The 18,434-nt window shown below is 71.3% G+C and carries 17 protein-coding genes; 9 read left to right on the plus strand and 8 right to left on the minus strand.

All coding sequences use genetic code 11. From position 1 onward, the window contains the following. Nucleotides 1-75: 75 nt before the first annotated feature. From acs to ACGFT1_RS08985, 5 genes are all read left to right on the plus strand, one after another. Nucleotides 76-2,031 carry an acetate--CoA ligase gene (gene acs, locus ACGFT1_RS08965; protein WP_373908365.1) on the plus strand — a complete coding sequence of 652 codons (1,956 nt, stop codon included), beginning with the start codon at nucleotides 76-78 and terminating at the stop codon, nucleotides 2,029-2,031. A 191-nt stretch (nucleotides 2,032-2,222) separates the two neighbouring features. Further along, the gene (gene nhaA, locus ACGFT1_RS08970; protein WP_373908366.1) at nucleotides 2,223-3,668 is read left to right on the plus strand and encodes a Na+/H+ antiporter NhaA; all 1,446 of its coding nucleotides are present in this window, start codon (nucleotides 2,223-2,225) and stop codon (nucleotides 3,666-3,668) included. 149 nt (nucleotides 3,669-3,817) lie between these two features. Further along, complete coding sequence (locus ACGFT1_RS08975) at nucleotides 3,818-4,306, plus strand: phage holin family protein (protein WP_356821435.1); 489 nt, start codon at nucleotides 3,818-3,820, stop codon at nucleotides 4,304-4,306. Then, entirely contained in the window at nucleotides 4,303-5,226 is a 924-nt protein-coding gene (locus tag ACGFT1_RS08980; RefSeq protein ID WP_373908367.1) for an alpha/beta fold hydrolase, read from the plus strand. Before ACGFT1_RS08975 ends, ACGFT1_RS08980 begins: the two co-directional genes overlap by 4 nt. 160 nt (nucleotides 5,227-5,386) lie before the next feature. Beyond that, the gene (locus tag ACGFT1_RS08985) at nucleotides 5,387-5,566 is read left to right on the plus strand and encodes a hypothetical protein (protein WP_356821438.1); all 180 of its coding nucleotides are present in this window, start codon (nucleotides 5,387-5,389) and stop codon (nucleotides 5,564-5,566) included. Between the two features lie 16 nt (nucleotides 5,567-5,582). Here ACGFT1_RS08985 and ACGFT1_RS08990 read toward each other — a convergent pair whose 3' ends face one another. The 3 genes from ACGFT1_RS08990 to nth all read right to left on the minus strand — a co-directional run bounded on the left by ACGFT1_RS08990 (nucleotide 5,583) and on the right by nth (nucleotide 8,634). Continuing rightward, nucleotides 5,583-6,782, minus strand: a complete 1,200-nt coding sequence (locus tag ACGFT1_RS08990) for a MarP family serine protease (protein ID WP_373908368.1) — start codon at nucleotides 6,780-6,782, stop codon at nucleotides 5,583-5,585. 114 nt (nucleotides 6,783-6,896) lie between these two features. Beyond that, nucleotides 6,897-7,592: a CoA pyrophosphatase gene (locus ACGFT1_RS08995; protein ID WP_373908369.1), complete on the minus strand. Its 696-nt coding sequence runs from the start codon at nucleotides 7,590-7,592 to the stop codon at nucleotides 6,897-6,899. Between the two features lie 55 nt (nucleotides 7,593-7,647). Next, nucleotides 7,648-8,634, minus strand: a complete 987-nt coding sequence (nth, locus tag ACGFT1_RS09000) for an endonuclease III (RefSeq protein WP_373908370.1) — start codon at nucleotides 8,632-8,634, stop codon at nucleotides 7,648-7,650. Between the two features lie 250 nt (nucleotides 8,635-8,884). On the opposite strand from nth, the gene ACGFT1_RS09005 reads away from it, so the two are divergent. After that, nucleotides 8,885-9,559, plus strand: a complete 675-nt coding sequence (locus tag ACGFT1_RS09005) for a Crp/Fnr family transcriptional regulator (protein WP_030734182.1) — start codon at nucleotides 8,885-8,887, stop codon at nucleotides 9,557-9,559. Between the two features lie 157 nt (nucleotides 9,560-9,716). Here ACGFT1_RS09005 and ACGFT1_RS09010 read toward each other — a convergent pair whose 3' ends face one another. From ACGFT1_RS09010 to ACGFT1_RS09025, 4 genes are all read right to left on the minus strand, one after another. Next, nucleotides 9,717-10,547, minus strand: a complete 831-nt coding sequence (locus ACGFT1_RS09010; protein WP_373908371.1) for an MBL fold metallo-hydrolase — start codon at nucleotides 10,545-10,547, stop codon at nucleotides 9,717-9,719. After that, nucleotides 10,544-11,449, minus strand: a complete 906-nt coding sequence (locus ACGFT1_RS09015; protein ID WP_373908372.1) for an NUDIX hydrolase — start codon at nucleotides 11,447-11,449, stop codon at nucleotides 10,544-10,546. The genes ACGFT1_RS09010 and ACGFT1_RS09015 overlap by 4 nt, the downstream gene beginning before the upstream one ends. A gap of 67 nt (nucleotides 11,450-11,516) precedes the next feature. Further along, on the minus strand, nucleotides 11,517-11,981 hold the full coding sequence (locus tag ACGFT1_RS09020; RefSeq protein ID WP_373908373.1) for a RidA family protein: 465 nt from the start codon (nucleotides 11,979-11,981) through the stop codon (nucleotides 11,517-11,519). Next, entirely contained in the window at nucleotides 11,978-12,139 is a 162-nt protein-coding gene (locus ACGFT1_RS09025; protein WP_003975360.1) for a DUF4177 domain-containing protein, read from the minus strand. The genes ACGFT1_RS09020 and ACGFT1_RS09025 overlap by 4 nt, the downstream gene beginning before the upstream one ends. Before the next feature lie 95 nt (nucleotides 12,140-12,234). Here ACGFT1_RS09025 and ACGFT1_RS09030 point away from each other — a divergent pair, with 95 nt between their 5' ends. Both ACGFT1_RS09030 and ACGFT1_RS09035 read left to right on the plus strand, forming a co-directional pair. Further along, the gene (locus tag ACGFT1_RS09030) at nucleotides 12,235-13,212 is read left to right on the plus strand and encodes an ArsA family ATPase (protein WP_373908374.1); all 978 of its coding nucleotides are present in this window, start codon (nucleotides 12,235-12,237) and stop codon (nucleotides 13,210-13,212) included. Then, nucleotides 13,209-14,726: an ArsA family ATPase gene (locus ACGFT1_RS09035; protein ID WP_373908375.1), complete on the plus strand. Its 1,518-nt coding sequence runs from the start codon at nucleotides 13,209-13,211 to the stop codon at nucleotides 14,724-14,726. Before ACGFT1_RS09030 ends, ACGFT1_RS09035 begins: the two co-directional genes overlap by 4 nt. Before the next feature lie 382 nt (nucleotides 14,727-15,108). Here the strand turns inward: ACGFT1_RS09035 and wblA are convergent, their stop codons facing one another. After that, nucleotides 15,109-15,447 carry a transcriptional regulator WblA gene (gene wblA, locus ACGFT1_RS09040; protein WP_373908744.1) on the minus strand — a complete coding sequence of 113 codons (339 nt, stop codon included), beginning with the start codon at nucleotides 15,445-15,447 and terminating at the stop codon, nucleotides 15,109-15,111. Between the two features lie 492 nt (nucleotides 15,448-15,939). On the opposite strand from wblA, the gene ACGFT1_RS09045 reads away from it, so the two are divergent. Continuing rightward, the gene (locus tag ACGFT1_RS09045; protein ID WP_373908376.1) at nucleotides 15,940-18,282 is read left to right on the plus strand and encodes a transglycosylase domain-containing protein; all 2,343 of its coding nucleotides are present in this window, start codon (nucleotides 15,940-15,942) and stop codon (nucleotides 18,280-18,282) included. Nucleotides 18,283-18,434 lie beyond the last annotated feature (152 nt).

An 18,434-nucleotide genomic window follows, 5' to 3' on the forward strand; every position in this document is an offset into this window, starting at 1 on the left:
CCCTTGTCATCGGCCCCCCACGTCTGATGAGCTGTGGCCTGGGACACAACGGACACCCTTGGAAAGGGAGATGTCGTGAGCAACGAGAGCCTGGCCAACCTGCTCAAGGAAGAACGCAGGTTCGCGCCGCCCGCCGACCTGGCAGCGCAAGCCAACGTCACCGCGGAGGCGTACGAACAGGCCAAGGCTGACAGGCTCGGCTTCTGGGCCGAGCAGGCCCGCCGCCTGACCTGGGCCAAGGAACCGACCGAGACGCTGGACTGGTCGAACCCGCCGTTCGCCAAGTGGTTCAAGGACGGCGAACTGAACGTCACGTACAACTGCGTGGACCGGCATGTGGAGGCCGGACACGGGGACCGCGTCGCGATCCACTTCGAGGGTGAGCCCGGCGACAGCCGCGCGATCACCTACGCGGAGCTGAAGGACGAGGTCTCCAAGGCCGCCAACGCCCTGCTGGAGCTGGGCGTCCGCAAGGGCGACCGGGTCGCCGTCTACATGCCGATGATCCCCGAGACCGCGATCGCGATGCTGGCCTCGGCCCGGATCGGCGCCACCCACTCGGTCGTCTTCGGCGGCTTCTCCGCGGACGCGCTCGCCACCCGGATCCAGGACGCGGACGCCAAGGTCGTCATCACCTGTGACGGCGGCTACCGGCGCGGCAAGCCGTCCGCGCTCAAGCCGGCCGTGGACGAGGCGGTCCAGAAGGCGGGGAACGTCGAACACGTGCTCGTGGTCCGTCGTACCGGGCAGGACGTGGCCTGGAACGGTGAGCGGGACGTGTGGTGGCACGACCTGGTCGGACGGCAGTCCGACCAGCACACCCCGGAGGCGTTCGAGGCGGAGCACCCGCTGTTCATCCTCTACACCTCCGGTACGACGGGGAAGCCGAAGGGCATCCTGCACACCTCCGGGGGCTACCTCACCCAGGCGGCCTACACCCACTGGGCCGTTTTCGACCTCAAGCCGGAGACGGACGTGTACTGGTGCACGGCCGACGTCGGCTGGGTCACCGGCCACTCGTACATCGTCTACGGCCCGCTGGCCAACGGCGCGACGCAGGTGATGTACGAGGGCACGCCGGACACCCCGCACCAGGGCCGGTTCTGGGAGATCGTGCAGAAGTACAAGGTCACGATCCTCTACACGGCGCCGACCGCGATCCGGACGTTCATGAAGTGGGGCGACGACATCCCCGCCAAGTTCGACCTGTCCTCCCTGCGCGTCCTGGGATCGGTCGGCGAGCCCATCAACCCGGAGGCCTGGATCTGGTACCGCAAGCACATCGGTGCCGACCGGACGCCTGTCGTGGACACCTGGTGGCAGACCGAGACCGGCGCGATGATGATCTCGCCGCTGCCGGGCGTCACCGCCGCCAAGCCCGGTTCCGCGCAGCGCGCGCTGCCCGGCATCAGCGCCACGGTCGTCGACGACGAGGCGAACGAGGTGCCCGACGGCGGCGGTGGCTACCTGGTGCTGACCGAGCCGTGGCCGGCGATGCTCCGCACCATCTGGGGTGACGACCAGCGGTTCCTCGACACCTACTGGTCCCGCTTCGAGGGCAGGTACTTCGCCGGGGACGGGGCGAAGAAGGACGACGACGGGGACATCTGGCTGCTCGGCCGGGTGGACGACGTCATGCTCGTGTCGGGCCACAACATCTCCACCACCGAGGTGGAATCGGCGCTGGTCTCGCACCCGTCGGTCGCCGAGGCGGCCGTCGTCGGTGCCGCGGACGAGACCACCGGCCAGGCGATCGTCGCCTTCGTGATCCTGCGCGGCACGGCGTCGGAGGACGAGGCGCTCATCAGTGCCCTGCGCGACCATGTCGGCGCCACGCTCGGCCCGATCGCCAAGCCGAAGCGGATCCTGCCGGTGGCGGAGCTCCCGAAGACCCGCTCCGGCAAGATCATGCGCCGTCTGCTGCGCGATGTGGCCGAGAACCGCCAGCTCGGCGACGTCACCACGCTGACGGACTCCACGGTCATGGACTTCATCCAGGCCAAACTGCCGGCCGCGCCGAACGAGGACTAGCCCGTACGGCTCACGGCGGTGGGAAGGGGCGCCCGGTGGGGCACCGGGCGCCCCTTCCCGTCCGTCCCACGGGCCCTCGACGTCACAGTCGGGTAAAATGGCAGCTCGGGTGTGCCGGGAAGTCTGGTCGGCAGGGCCGTCGGCGATCCCCGCGACGGCCGTACGTCGCCGTACCGACTCGGAGGTCTATCGTGACCGCGCCGCCCCACCCCCCGAACACGCCCCGCAAGGCTTTGGGACGCCTGTCCCTGCCCGAGCGGAACTTCGTGGCTCAGGCGCTGCGCACCGAGACCACCGGCGGCGTCCTGCTGCTCCTCGCCGCGGTCGCGGCACTGGCCTGGGCGAACATCCCCGCCCTGCGCCACAGCTACGACACCGTGAGCGACTTCCACTTCGGCCCCGGCGCCCTCGGCCTGCACCTCTCCGTCGCCCACTGGGCCGCCGACGGCCTGCTCGCGGTGTTCTTCTTCGTCGCCGGCATCGAACTCAAACGTGAACTGGTCGCCGGCGACCTGCGCGATCCCAGGGCGGCCGTGCTGCCCGTCGTGGCCGCGCTGTGCGGGATGGCCGTACCCGCGCTCGTCTACACCCTGACCAGCCTCAGCGGCGGCGGCTCCGCCCAAGGCTGGGCGGTGCCCACCGCCACCGACATCGCCTTCGCACTCGCGGTGCTGGCGGTCATCGGCACCTCGCTGCCCAGCGCCCTGCGCGCCTTCCTGCTCACCCTCGCGGTCGTCGACGACCTGTGCGCGATCCTGATCATCGCGGTCTTCTTCACCGACCGGCTGAACCTCGCCGCGCTCGGCGGGGCCGCCGCCGGCCTCGTGGTCTTCTGGCTGCTGCTGCGCACGGGGGTACGCGGCTGGTACGTGTACGTACCGCTCGCGTTCGTCAACTGGACGCTGATGTACAACAGCGGTGTGCACGCCACCATCGCCGGCGTGGCGATGGGCCTGATGCTGCGCTGCACCACCCGCGAGGGTGAGCGGCACTCGCCGGGCCAGCACATCGAGCACCTGGTGCGACCGCTGTCGGCCGGACTCGCCGTGCCGCTGTTCGCGCTGTTCAGCGCCGGCGTACCGGTGTCCGCCGGAGCCCTGCGGGACGTGTTCACCCGGCCGGAGACGCTCGGGGTCGTACTGGGCCTGGTCGTCGGCAAGACGGTCGGCATATTCGCGGGCACCTGGCTGACCGTGCGCTTCACCCGGGCCCGGCTCGGCGAGGACCTCCGATGGGCCGACGTCTTCGCGGTGGCGTCCCTCGCCGGGATCGGCTTCACCGTCTCCCTGCTCATCGGCGAGCTGGCCTTCGACGGCGACGCGACGCTGACGGCCGAGGTGAAGGCGGCCGTCCTCACCGGGTCGCTGATCGCGGCGGCGTGGGCGACGGTGCTGCTGAAGATGCGCAACGCCCGCTACCGCAGGCTGTGCGAGGAAGAGGACCGCGACGAGGACCTCGACGGCATCCCGGACGTCTACGAGCAGGACGACCCGGCATACCACCTGCGGATGGCCGAGATCCACGAGCGCAAGGCCGCCGAGCACCGGCGCCTGGCCGCCGAGCGGGCGGCCGAGGCGCGCCACGGGCTTGCGGAAGTACCGGGTGGGGCAGGCGATGAGGGCGACCGTCCGGCATGATCTGACGAGACGGTACAAAACAAGACGGCCCACCGAGCACGGCGGCCGGCCGGCCACCCGGACACGTACGGCCGCACCCGGCCGTACGAGCGCGGCGGCCACCCGGCACAGCCCGCTCGCGGCACGAGAGACCTTCAAGGGAGAACGCGATGAGCGCACCCGACGGCAGCCCGGTCGGCGCCGAACGCAGCATCGGCCAGCTGTTCGCCTCGGCGACGACCGAGATGTCCGCGCTGGTGCACGACGAGATCGCACTGGCCAAGGCCCAGCTGAAGCAGGACGTGAAGCGTGGCGCGGTCAGCGGCGGCGCCTTCTCCGTGGCGGGCGCGGTACTGCTGTTCTCCCTGCCGATGCTCAACTTCGCCCTGGCGTACGGCATCCGCACCTGGAGCCACTGGAACCTGGCGATCTGCTTCGTGCTGTCCTTCGCGGCCAACGTGCTGGTCGCCGGCCTCCTCGGCCTGATCGGCGTGGTGTTCGCGAAGAAGGCCAAGAAGGGCCAGGGCCCGCAGAAGGCGGCCGCCTCGATGAAGGAGACGGCCGGCGTCCTGCAGAACGCCAAGCCGCACCCGCGCCCCGAACTGCCCGAGGACCGGGGGCCCGCGGCCATCGAGGCTGTGGCACGCTCGTCGTCATGACGGACCCCGCCGCTCCCTCGGCCGTACGGATCGAAGGTCCCTGGACGCACCGGGACGTCGCCGCGAACGGTGCGCGTTTCCACATCGCCGAACTCGGCGACGGCCCCCTGGTGCTGCTCCTGCACGGCTTCCCGCAGTTCTGGTGGACGTGGCGGCACCAGCTGACCGCGCTGGCCGACGCGGGCTACCGGGCGGTGGCGATGGACCTGCGGGGCGTCGGCGGCAGCGACCGCACGCCCCGCGGGTACGACCCCGCCAACCTGGCCCTCGACGTCACCGGCGTGATCCGCTCGCTCGGCGAGCCGGACGCCGCGCTGGTCGGCCACGATCTCGGCGGATACCTGGCGTGGACGGCGGCGGCCATGCGGCCCAAGCTCGTCCGGCGTCTCGCCGTGGTGTCCATGCCGCACCCGCGGCGCTGGCGCGCGGCGATGCTCCGGGACGCCCGGCAGACGGCCGCCGGCTCCTACATCTGGGGGTTCCAGCGGCCATGGATCCCCGAACGGCAACTCACCGCCGACAGCGGCGCCCTGACGGGCCGGCTGATCCGGGACTGGTCCGGGCCGCGGCCACCGGAGGACGCGGCCGTGGAGACCTATCAACGGGCCATGTGCATCCCGTCCACCGCGCACTGCGCGATCGAGCCGTACCGCTGGCTGGTGCGCTCACTGGCCCGCCCGGACGGCGTGCAGTTCTACCGTCGGATGAAGCGCCCGGTGCGGGTGCCGACCCTGCATCTGCACGGTTCGCTGGACCCGGTGGCCCGGACGCGCAGCGCGGCCGGCTCCGGTGAGTACGTCGAAGCGCCCTACCGCTGGCGGCTGTTCGACGGTCTGGGCCACTTCCCGCACGAGGAGGACCCGGCGGCCTTCTCGACCGAGCTGGTCAACTGGCTGGAGGACCCCGAACCCGACCGCTGAGGAGCCGGCGTCCGGTCGGTGACCGCACGGTGAAGAAACGATGCGCCGAGTATCCGGTTTCCTGAACACTTGTCCCCCGGACGGCTCATGCCCGCCGCATAGGCCAATTGGGCGGCCCCCAGGCGGTTATGGACCTTGGGGCGGGGGCACACGTCGGGGTATGGGCTGGACGCAGGACTACAGTGACGCACCCCGCACCCGCCGCTCGGCCACCGGCCTGAGCACGCCCCGGCGAGGCACCGCGCAGGTCGCGGAGGCGGACCTCCGAGTAGGCATTCCGCGCATCCTGCGCCGTCGGGCCCGCTGGGTCTCCGTGCGGCTGCGCCATCCGCGCGGCTGAGCGACCGCCGCCCGTCTTACAGGGCGCAGCTGTCCGTACCGACCTGCTCGTTCGCCGTGCGCCCCTGCCGGATGTCGGCCCGGATCTCGTCCGCCGTGAGGGCGTAGCCGGTGTCCGCGTCGTCGAGGGACTTGGCGAACACGACGCCGTACACCCTGCCGTCCGGCGTCAGCAGCGGGCCGCCGGAGTTGCCCTGGCGGACGGTCGCGTACAGCGAGTAGACGTCGCGGCGGACCGTGCCGCGGTGGTAGATGTCCGGACCGTTGGCCGTGATGCGCCCGCGTACGCGCGCGGCGCGCACGTCGTAGGCGCCGTTCTCCGGGAAGCCCGCGACGATCGCGCCGTCACCGCCGGAGGCGTCGCGCGCGGCGAACTTCAGCGCGGCCGTCCTCAGGTCCGGGACGTCGAGGACGGCGATGTCGCGCTTCCAGTCGTACAGGACGACCTTCGCGTCGTACGCGCGGCCCACACCGCCTATCTGCACGCTCGGCGCGTCCACGCCCCCGACGACGTGCGCGTTGGTCATCACCCGGCGGTCGGCGAACACGAAGCCGGTGCCCTCCAGGACCTTGCCGCAGCTCTGGGCCGTGCCGGTGACCTTGACGATGGAACGCTGGGCCGCACCGGCGACCGGGCTGCGGGCGAGGGCCCTGTCCGGGGGCTGTACGTCCTTGATCGGCTCGTTGGCGAACGGGCTGAAGACCTGCGGGAAGCCGTTCTGCGCGAGCACGGAGGAGAAGTCCGCGAACCAGGTGTCGGCCTGCGTCGGCAGCGCCCGGGAGACGCCGAGGAGCACCTTGGAGCCGCGGACCTCCTTGCCGAGCGTCGGCAGGGTCGTACCGGCGAGCGCGGAGCCGATCAGCCAGGCGACCAGCAGCATCGCGACGACATTGACCAGCGCGCCGCCGGTGGCGTCCAGGGCGCGCGCCGGTGACCAGGTGATCTGCCGGCGCAGCTTGTTGCCGAGGTGGGTGGTCAGCGCCTGGCCGACGGAGGCGCAGACGATGACGACGACCACCGCGGCGACGGCCGCGGTCGTGCCGACGTCCCTCTTCTCGGTCACGGCGTCCCAGATCAGGGGCAGCGCGTACACGGCGACGAGGCCGCCGCCCAGGAAGCCGATCACCGACAGGATGCCGACGACGAAGCCCTGGCGGTAGCCCACCACCGCGAACCACACGGCCGCGACCAGCAACAGGATGTCCAGCACGTTCACCGCTTCAGGCCTCGCCTACTCACTCCGGTCCCCGCGGCCCGGCCGGGGTCCGGCGCGCCGCGCAGTGGCTGAGGGACCCGGCGTCCCCGGAAGACACAGCACGGGATCACCCTGTCATGCGCGCCAGTCGAGCGGGACCTGCTTCTCCCGGTCCCAGGGGCGCTCCCAGCCCGCGTAGTGCAGCAGGCGGTCGATCACTCCGGCCGTGAAGCCCCACACGAGGGCCGATTCGACCAGGAATGCCGGGCCGCGGTGGCCTCTGGGGTGCACGGCGGTGGCACGGTTGACGGGGTCCGTGAGATCCGCCACGGGCACCGTGAAGACCCGCGCGGTCTCGTTCGGGTCGACCACGCCGACCGGGCTGGGCTCGCGCCACCAGCCGAGCACCGGGGTGACGACGAAGCCGCTGACCGGGATGTACAGCCGGGGCAGCACGGCGAAGAGCTGCACACCGGACGGGTCGAGTCCGGTCTCCTCCTCGGCCTCGCGCAGCGCGGCCCGCAGGGGGCCCTCGCCGTGCGGGTCGCCGTCCTGCGGGTCCAGCGCGCCGCCCGGGAAGGACGGCTGGCCGGCGTGCGAACGCAGCGAGCCCGCGCGCTCCATGAGCAGCAGCTCGGGACCGCGCTCACCCTCGCCGAACAGGATCAGGACGGCCGACTGCCGCCCCGAGCCGTTCTCCGGTGGCAGGAAGCGGCTCAGCTGGAGCGGCTGGACCGTCTCGGCGGCGCGCGCCACGGGATACAGCCAGTCCGGCAGCCCTTCCTCGCTGAGTGCCACCGGACCGCCCTGCGTGTCACTGGTCCTCGTCATCGCCACCCCCGTCGTTCTGCCCTCTCCAACGCCCGGGGAGTCCGGGATCGTTCCGTCACGCGGCCCCCAGTGGCGGCGCCGGCCTGCCGCCCGCGTCCAGGTAGGCCTGCGGGGGCTTGAGCCGCTGACCGGGGAAGCCGCCCTTCTCGTACTTCAGGAGCTTCTTCGCCTTCTCGGGATCGGTCTCGCCCTCACCGTAGGCGGGGCAGAGCGCTGCGACGGGGCAGGCGCCGCAGGCGGGCTTGCGGGCATGGCAGATGCGGCGGCCGTGCCAGATGACGTGGTGGGACAGGTCGGTCCAGTCGGCTTTCGGGAAGAGCGCGCCGATGGCGGCCTCGATCTTGTCGGGGTCGCTCTCGTCGGTCCACCTCCAGCGCCGGACCAGCCGCTGGAAGTGCGTGTCGACGGTGATCCCGGGCCGGCCGAACGCGTTGCCGAGGACGACGAAGGCCGTCTTGCGGCCGACGCCGGGCAGCTTCACCAGGTCCTCCAGCCTGCCGGGCACCTCGCCGCCGAAGTCCTCGGCGAGGGCCTTGGAGAGCCCTATGACCGACCTGGTCTTGGCCCGGAAGAAGCCGCAGGGGCGCAGGATCTCCTCGACCTCCTCCGGGTTCGCGGCGGCGAGGTCCTCGGGGGTGGGGTACTCGGCGAAGAGCGCCGGGGTCGTCTGGTTGACCCGCAGGTCGGTTGTCTGGGCCGACAGCACGGTGGCGACGAGCAGCTGGAAGGGATTCTCGAAGTCCAGCTCGGGGTGGGCGTACGGGTACACCTCGGCCAACTCGCGGTTGATGCGGCGGGCACGGCGGACCAGGGCGGTACGGGACTCGCCGCCGGCCGGCCCTCCGGCGGACGTGTCCTTTTCCGCGGCCGCCTTCTTGGGGGGCTTCTTCACGCTCGCCGTCTTCTCGGCGGCCTTCGCGACGGCCTTCCTGGCAGGCGCGGCCTTCTTCGCAGCGTCGACAACCCTTTTAGCCGATTTGCCTGTTTTATTACTTTCCTCGGGGACCTGTTCGCCCACGGCGGAATCCCGACGTACAACCACCCGCCCAGCCCCCTCGACCTGTGCTCTCACCGGCGTTTTGGATACCCGGCCAGCCTAGAGCCCGGCACCGTGATCCGTCCCGGACCCGGCTCACCGGCCCCCGATTGGACCCCTGACGCTTACCCCGGGACACGTGTGCGGCATCCTTGTGACAGATCACACTGTTTGGACCGTCCGGCAAAACGGGGAACACGGTCCCCTGGCACGCGGGGAGCACCATCCCCTGAGCAGGTCGACAAGGAGATAACTCGTGGACGACGTTCTGCGGCGCAACCCGCTCTTCGCGGCACTCGACGACGAGCAGGCCGCGGAGCTTCGCGCCTCCATGAGTGAGGTGACCCTCGCCCGTGGCGACTCGCTGTTCCACGAAGGCGACCCCGGAGACCGGCTGTACGTCGTCACCGAGGGCAAGGTGAAGCTGCACCGCACATCCCCCGACGGCCGCGAGAACATGCTCGCCGTCGTCGGACCCGGTGAGCTGATCGGCGAGCTGTCGCTGTTCGACCCCGGCCCCCGTACGGCCACGGCGACCGCGCTCACCGAGGTCAAGCTGCTCGGTCTCGGGCACGGCGACCTCCAGCCCTGGCTCAACGTCCGCCCGGAGGTGGCCGGCGCCCTGCTGCGCGCCGTCGCCCGCCGGCTGCGCAAGACGAACGACGCGATGTCCGACCTGGTCTTCTCGGACGTCCCCGGCCGCGTGGCCCGGGCCCTGCTGGACCTCTCCCGCCGCTTCGGCGTGCAGTCCGAGGAGGGCATCCACGTCGTCCACGACCTCACCCAGGAGGAGCTGGCCCAGCTGGTCGGCGCCTCCCGCGAGACCGTGAACAAGGCCCTGGCCGACTTCGCCCAGCGCGGGTGGCTGCGCCTGGAGGCGCGGGCCGTCATCCTGCTGGACGTCGAACGGCTGGCCAAGAGGTCGCGCTGACGCCGGGCTCCGGCCCACGGCGGCGGGGCCCGCTGCACGCGCGGACGGGCCCCGCCGCCGTGTCCGGTGCCGTGCCGCCCAGCCCCCTCACCAGGGTCCGCCGGGCCGGTCGACGGGCATCCACGCGCGCGTGCACGGCTCGCGGGCGCGCGACCGGCTAGATCAGCCCATGCTCGCTGAGATAGTCCAGCTGGGCCCGCACCGACAGTTCCGCCGCAGGCCACAGCGAACGGTCCACGTCGGCGTACACGTGGGCGACGACCTCGGCCGGGGCGCGGTAGCCGTTCTCGACCGCCGTCTCCACCTGCGCCAGCCGGTGGGCGCGGTGGGCGAGGTAGAACTCGACGGCGCCCTGGGCGTCGTCGAGGACCGGCCCGTGGCCCGGCAGGACGACGTGCACGCCGTCGTCCACCGTCAGGGACCGCAGCCGCCGCAGGGAGTCCAGATAGTCGCCGAGCCGTCCGTCGGGGTGGGCCACGAGCGTCGTACCGCGGCCGAGGACGGTGTCGCCGGTCAGCACGGCCCGGTCGGCCGGCAGATGGAAGGACAGCGAGTCGGCGGTGTGCCCGGGGGTCGGTACGACGCGCAGCTCCAGACCGCCGGTGGTGACCACGTCGCCGGCGGCCAGGCCCTCGTCACCGAGCCGCAGCGCCGGGTCCAGGGCACGCACGCGCGTACCGGTCAGCCCGGCGAAACGGGCGGCGCCCTCGGCGTGGTCGGGGTGGCCGTGGGTGAGCAGGGTCAGGGCTATGCGCTTGCCGGCCTTCTCGGCCGTGTCCACGACGTTGCGCAGATGGCCGTCGTCCAGCGGACCCGGATCGATCACCACGGCGAGATCGGAGTCGGGCTCGGCGACGATCCAGGTGTTGGTGCCGTCCAGGGTCATCGCGGAGGCGTTGGGCGCGAGGACGTTGACGGCCCGTTCGGTGGCGGGCCCCGAGAGGACTCCGCCGCGGGGCTGGCCCGGCAGGGCTGCTGCGTCGGTCATGCGGGGCCTCCACCGGTCTTCTCAGTGGTCGTGGGAGCCGTCGTCGAGGCGGCCGGGACGTGTTTGGTGAACTCGTCGTGCCCGGGCCAGGAGAGGACGATCTCGCCGTCCCGCAGGCGGGCCCGGGCCAGGACCGGGGTCATGTCGCGCGCGGGAGCGGCGGCGAGCGCCTCGGCGGCGGTGGCGTACGGCAGCAACTGGCGCAGGGTGGCGATGGTGGGCGGCATCATCACCAGCTCACCCCGGTCGTACCCGGCGGCGGCCTCCTCGGGGCGGATCCACACCGTGCGGTCGGCCTCCGTGGAGGCGTTGCGGGTGCGCTGCCCCTCGGGGAGGACGGCCACGAAGAACCACGTGTCGTAGCGGCGGGCCTCGAACTCCGGGGTGATCCAGCGGGTCCAACCGCCCAGCAGGTCCGACCGCAGCACCAGGCCGCGCCGGTCGAGGAACTCGGCGAAGGACAGCTCACGCGCGACCAGGGCCGCGCGGTCGGCCTCCCAGTCCTCACCGGTGGTGTCGCCCACGACCGAGTCCGGGCCGGGGCCGGCGAGGAGCACCCCGGCCTCCTCGTAGGTCTCGCGGACGGCCGCGCACACGATGGCCTGGGCGCCCGCCTCGTCGACGCCGAGCCGCTGCGCCCACCACGCGCGCGCGGGGCCCGCCCAGCGGACCCGGCGGTCGTCGTCGCGCGGGTCGACGCCGCCGCCGGGATACGCGTACGCGCCTCCGGCGAAAGCCATGGAGGCGCGTCTGCGCAGCATGTGGACGGCCGGACCGGCGGCGGTGTCCCGCAGGAGCAGCACCGTGGCCGCGCGCCGGGGGGACACCGGGGTGAGAGTGCCGTCCGCGAGGGCGCGGATGCGGTCCGGCCACTCCGGGGGGTACCACTGACCGTTCGCCATGGCCGGAGGCTATCCCGTGTAGGGCGAATGTTCGAGAGGTACCGAGGTCAGCGGCGCCCCGGCGGGATCACTGCGCCAGCTCGACCTGGATCTCGACCTCGACCGGCGCGTCCAGCGGCAGCACCGCGACACCGACCGCGCTGCGGGCGTGCACGCCCTTGTCGCCGAGGACCTCGCCGAGCAGCTCGCTGGCGCCGTTGACGACACCGGGCTGCCCGGTGAAGTCGGACGCCGAGGCGACGAAGCCGACGACCTTCACCACGCGCACGACGCGGTCCAGGTCGCCGGCGACGGACTTCACGGCGGCCAGGGCGTTCAGCGCGCACGTACGCGCCAGCTCCTTGGCCTCCTCCGGCGTGACCTCGGCACCCACCTTGCCGGTGACCGGCAGCTTGCCCTGGACCATCGGCAGCTGGCCGGAGGTGTACACGTACGCACCGGACCGCACGGCCGGCTGGTACGCGGCCAGCGGCGGTACGACGTCCGGCAGGGTCAGTCCCAGTTCGGCCAGCCTGGCCTCGACCGCGCTCACGCCTGCTTCTCCCGCTTCAGGTAGGCCACGAGCTGTTCCGGATTGTTCGGCCCGGGCACGACCTGGACGAGCTCCCAGCCGTCCTCGCCCCAGGTGTCCAGAATCTGCTTCGTGGCATGGACGAGCAGCGGCACGGTTGCGTATTCCCACTTGGTCATGGGGCCGACTGTAGCCGCTGTGCCGGAGGGGGCCGGACCTCCCTTATCCACAGCCTCCCGCGTGGTTGTCGGCCGGACTGGTTAGGCTCGAGGACGTGAGCAGGCTCCAGGTCGTCAGCGGCAAGGGCGGGACCGGAAAGACGACGGTCGCCGCAGCCCTCGCGCTGGCCCTCGCGTCCGAGGGGAAGCGGACGCTTCTCGTGGAGGTCGAGGGCCGGCAGGGCATCGCACAGCTCTTCGAGACGGAGGCGTTGCCGTATGAGGAGCGCAAGATCGCGGTCGCTCCGGGCGGCGGGGAGGTGTACGCCCTCGCCATGGACCCGGAACTGGCCCTTCTGGACTACCTCCAGATGTTCTACAAACTCGGCGGGGCGGGCAGAGCCCTCAAGAAGCTCGGCGCCATCGACTTCGCCACCACCGTCGCCCCCGGCATCAGGGACGTCCTGCTGACCGGCAAGGCGTGCGAGGCGGTGCGCCGCAAGGACAAGAGCGGGCGGTTCGTCTACGACTACGTCGTCATGGACGCCCCGCCGACCGGCCGCATCACCCGCTTCCTCAACGTCAACGACGAGGTGGCCGGCCTTGCCAAGATCGGCCCGATACACAATCAGGCGCAGGCGGTGATGAGGGTGCTGAAGTCGCCGGAGACGGCGGTGCACCTGGTGACACTGCTGGAGGAGATGCCGGTCCAGGAGACCGCTGACGGCATCGCCGAACTGCGCGCGGCGCGGTTGCCGGTGGGCCGGGTCATCGTGAACATGGTCCGACCGCAGGTGCTGGACGCGGACGACCTGGAACTCGTACGGGACGTGGAGCGTTCATCGGTTGCGCGGGCGCTCTCGGCCGCCGGTCTGGGCGGGGCCCGGCGGGGCGGGAACGCCGAGAGGCTGGTGGACCCGCTGCTGGCCCAGGCCGCGGAGTACGCCGAGCGGTACGCGCTGGAGCAGGAGCAGCGTGCGGCCCTCGGCGAGCTGGGCCTCCCACTGGACGAACTGCCGCTGCTCGCCGAGGGCATGGACCTGGCGGGCCTGTACGAACTCGCCACCGAGCTGCGGAAGCAGGGGTTGTCATGAGTCCGGACCCGGCCGAGGCGCGCGAGACCCCCGAGGAGTGGGAGGCCTCCCAGGAGCGGCAGGCCTCCCAGGAGCCGGAGACTTCCGGGGAGCCGGCGGAGGCCGAGACGCCGGCGGAACCCGGGGAGCCGGTCGAGTCCGAAGAGTCGGCGGAACCCGGGCAGGTGCCGGAGCCGGCGGAGGCCGAAGGGCGGGGGGCTGCCGGCGCGGCGGATACCGGACGCCGGCTCTCCTCCGCACGCGTGCTCCACATCGATCCGCTGCTGGACGACCCGAAGACCCGGATCGTGGTGTGCTGCGGCTCGGGCGGGGTGGGCAAGACGACGACCGCGGCGGCCCTCGGGCTCCGGGCCGCCGAGCGGGGCCGCAAGGTGGTCGTCCTGACCATCGACCCGGCCAGGCGGCTGGCCCAGTCGATGGGCATCGACTCGCTCGACAACGTGCCGCGCCGGGTGAAGGGCACGGAGGGCGACGGCGAGCTGCACGCCATGATGCTCGACATGAAGCGCACCTTCGACGAGGTCGTGGAGGCGCACACGGACTCGGAGCGGGCAGCCGCGATCCTGGCGAACCCCTTCTACCAGTCGCTCTCGGCGGGCTTCGCGGGCACGCAGGAGTACATGGCGATGGAGAAGCTGGGCCAGCTGCGGGCGAGGGACGAGTGGGACCTGATCGTCGTGGACACCCCGCCGTCCCGTTCGGCACTGGACTTCCTGGACGCGCCCAAGCGGCTGGGCTCCTTCCTGGACGGCCGCCTCATCCGCCTGCTGACCGCTCCCGCCAAGCTGGGCGGGCGCGCGGGCATGAAGTTCCTGAACGTCGGCATGTCGATGATGACCGGCACACTGGGCAAGCTGCTGGGCGGCCAGCTGCTGAAGGACGTCCAGACGTTCGTGGCCGCGATGGACACCACCTTCGGCGGCTTCCGTACGCGCGCGGACACCACCTACAAGCTGCTCCAGGCACCCGGCACGGCGTTCCTGGTGGTGGCGGCCCCGGAGCGGGACGCGCTGCGCGAGGCCGCGTACTTCGTGGAGCGGCTGGCCGCGGAGCACATGCCCCTGGTCGGCCTGGTGCTCAACCGGGTCCACGGCAACGGGGCCGGCGGGCTGTCGGCCGAGCGTGCGCTCGCGGCTGCGGAAAATCTTGAGGACGTCCGCATTGTGGATCAGGGGGGCGGGAAAGCTGGACTTCGTAACTCTCCCGACCCGTACGGCAGTTCACCATCTTCCGTATCCGAGACCGCAGCCGGCGCCCCAGCCGCTGCCGCCGAGGAAGGCTCCCCCGCCGAAGCCGAACGTTCCGTCGACCAACTCGCCGCGGCCCTGCTGAGGCTGCACGCCGAGCGCATGCAGCTGCTCTCGCGTGAGCAGCGCACGCGAGACCGTTTCGCCGCCCGCCACCCCGAGGTGGCGGTGGTGGAAGTGCCCGCGCTGCCCGGCGACGTCCACGACCTCACGGGCCTGCGGAACATCGGCGACCGGCTGGCGGACGGGCGGTCGGCACACCCGTAGGCGCTCATACCGCGCTCACGGCACGGCACGCGCGCGTGAGCGACGTTCACCGGCACACCACCGGCCCGGCGGAGGTGCGGCGGTCGTCACCGGCACAAGGCGCTCGGCGGCCCCGGCGGGCAGTCGTCACCGGCCGCGGTACCGAAGGACGCCGACAGCGTGCGACGGTCGCGGGCGCCGTGCGCAGCGCACGTCGATCAGACGGCGTTCGGACGTCGATGCCGTACGCGACGGACATCGGTGCCGTACGCGACGGGTGCCGATGCCCAAGCACGCGGCGGACGTCGATGCCCAACCGTCGGCGGACGGGGGCCTACGGGCGCGTTTGCCGTGGGGGGTCTGCCGGAACAGTGCGTTCCAGGTGTGCGCCCGAAGGATGCCGTCAGCTCACCGCCGCGTAGCTCTCGTAGACCTCGTCGCTGTCGAGGGACACGATCCCCATGCCCCGTTCGTACTCCGAGCGGGCGGTCTCCAGCAGCCTGCGCCACGAAGTCACGGTGGGCCGCCGGCGCAGCAGTGCGCGGCGCTCCCGCTCCGTCATGCCTCCCCACACGCCGAACTCCACACGGTTGTCCAGCGCGTCCGCCAGGCACTCCGTGCGCACCGGGCATCCGGTGCACACCGCCTTGGCCCTGTTCTGCGCTGCTCCCTGAACGAACAGTTCATCCGGATCCGTAGTGCGGCAGGCAGCCTGCGCACTCCAGTCGGTTACCCAGCCCATACCGGCGCCGTCCTCTCCCGAATCGAGGCTCCCCCACGGCGGCAGCGGCATATTCACCGCCGCCAGTTGAGGACGTTACGGAAGGTCGACACAGCGCAACACCCCCTTCGGGCCCAATCTTGGATGGCCCGAACGGACTATGGGTAAGCGGCAGATCACCCGCGGGAGTGAGCTGGCGACAAGCGCGACCATCCCGGCAAACCGGGACGGCTGCGGTGCGCCACATCGGGCACCAGGTGACACACGAGGCGGTTTCGGGCGCGCCGGCCCCGGAAAACGGGCGCGCACCCCGGTGATTCCGGGCCACGGCCGGAACGATTCGGGGGCGCCGGACGTAGTACGTACGCGACCGCATCGCTGTGACAGTCGAGAGCAGCTTAGGCCAACGCCTGCATGCGTGTCCGGCGAACGGGAAGGTGGACATCCCGGTTTGCCGTGCCGTGACACGGTCGCTCCTTAGGAACGCTCAACAGTACGGATTAGGCTGCCCCCATGCCAAAGAAGCGCTCGGGTGGCGGTCTGTCGCCAACGCAGCAGGCCGCCAAGTTCCTCGGTGTCAGTGTGCTCGCCGGAGCCGTGCTGGCGGGCATCGCGCTGCCCGCGGCCGGCGCACTGGGTCTCGCGGCCAAGGGATCGGTGCAGAGCTTCGACGAGATCCCGGCCAACCTCAAGAGTCCCCAGCTCAGCCAGCGCACGACCATCCTGGACGACCGCGGGAAGCAGATCGCGACCGTCTACTCCCGCGACCGCACGGTGGTCGACCTCAAGGACATCTCGCCGTACATGCAGAAGGCGATCGTCGCGATCGAGGACTCGCGCTTCTACCAGCACGGCGCGGTCGACCTCAAGGGTGTGCTGCGCGCCCTGAACAAGAACGCGCAGAGCGGCGGGGTCGCCCAGGGTGCCTCCACGCTCACCCAGCAGCTGGTGAAGAACTACTTCATCGAGGAGGCCGGCGACGATCCGACGAAGGTCGCCGAGGCCACCCAGCAGACCCTGGGCCGCAAGATCCGGGAGCTGAAGTACGCCATCCAGATCGAGGACAAGCTCGGCAAGAAGAAGATCCTCGAGAACTACCTGAACATCACCTTCTTCGGTGAGCAGGCCTACGGCGTCGAGGCCGCCGCCCAGCGCTACTTCTCCAAGCACGCGAAGAACCTGAACCTCCAGGAGTCGGCGCTCCTCGCCGGCATCGTGCAGTCGCCGAGCCGCTACGACCCGGTGAACGACGAGGCCGAGGCCACCAAGCGGCGCAACATCGTGCTCCAGCGCATGGCGGAGGTCGGTGACATCTCCCAGAAGGAGGCCGACGACGCCAAGCAGAAGCCCGTCGAGCTGGACCCCAGCCACCCCAAGAACGGCTGCATCACCGCCGTGAAGGGCGCCGGTTTCTTCTGTGACTACGTCCGCCAGATCCTCCTCACCGACAAGTCCTTCGGCAAGACCCGACAGGCGCGGTCGAAGCTCTGGAACCGCGGCGGCCTGACGATCCGCACGACCCTCGACCCGCAGGCCCAGCGCTCCGTGCAGGCGTCCCTCAAGGACCACGTCTACGAGAGCGACTCCGTGGCCACCGCCGCGACCATCGTGGAGCCCGGCACCGGCAAGATCCTCGCGATGGGCCAGTCCCGCCCGTACGGCGTCAACACCAAGAACCACGAGACGACGATCAACCTGTCCGTCAACCAGGACATGGGCGGCGGCGCCGGCTACCAGCCCGGTTCCACGTTCAAGCCGATCGTCGCCGCGGCGGCCATCGAGGGCGGGAAGCCCGCCACGCAGGAGTACTCCTCTCCGTACGAGATGGCGTACCCCAGCCCCGTGTCCGCGTGCAACGGCAGGACCTGGCACGACGACCCGAACCGCCCCACGAAGCTGACCAACGAGAACGAGTCGGAGCACGGCCCGTACGGCATGAAGGAAGCGACCGCCAAGTCGGTCAACACCTACTACGTGCAGCTGATCAGCGACATCGGCATCTGCCCGGTGATCGACATGGCCCACAGGATGGGCGTGCAGCGCGCGGACGGCCGCAAGGTGCAGCAGGCACCCTCCATCGCGCTCGGCACCCAGGAGATGTCCCCGCTGACGATGGCGAACGCGTACGCCACCTTCGCCGCGCGCGGGATGTACTGCACACCGGTCGCCATCAACTCGATCACCCAGAAGGCGGGCAGAGAGCAGAAGTCCCTGGAGGTGCCGAAGTCGACCTGCTCGCGTGCGATGTCGGAGAACACCGCCGACACGGTGAGCACGCTCCTCAAGGGCGTGGTCGAGGACGGCACGGGTCAGGAGGCCGGTCTCGGCAGCCGCCCGAGCGCGGGCAAGACGGGTACGACGGACGAGCGCTACGCGGCCTGGTTCGTCGGCTACACCCCGAACATGGCCGGCGCGGTCTGGGTCGGCGACCCCCAGCACAAGCGCCGGATGGTCGACATCACCATCGGCGGCGTCCCGCACGCCAAGGTCTACGGCGGTGAGGTCCCCGGCCCGATCTGGCGCGACATGATGTCCGGCGCCCTGGAGGGCAAGCCCGCACCGGATTTCCATCTGATCGACATTCCCGACGACACCCACAACGGGGGTGATCAGGGAAAAGGGGACGGGGGGACGGACGACGGCAACAACGGGGACAACGGGACCGCGCCGGGGCAGGTGACGGGCGGGCTGATCGGCGGTCTGACGGACGGGGGCACGACCGACGGCGGCACGACGGGTGACCAGAGCACCGGCGGCACCCTGCCGACGCCGACGTTCTCCCTCCCCGGCAACTTCATCCAGGGCCAGCTGAACGGCGGCAACAACGGCCACGGCCACGGCGGCCGCCGGGGCTAGCCACAGCGCGACAGGGCCGCGCGGCAGGACCGCGCGGCACGTCCGTGCGACAGGACCGCGCGGCATGACCCTGCACCACGACGGCGAGGCCGCACCGGTGTTCCCGGGTGCGGCCTCGCGGTCGTGGTCGGCGTCGTGGTGTTGAGCCGAAA

It is taken from the genome of Streptomyces sp. Y20 (assembly GCF_043195475.1).
Classification (GTDB): domain Bacteria; phylum Actinomycetota; class Actinomycetes; order Streptomycetales; family Streptomycetaceae; genus Streptomyces.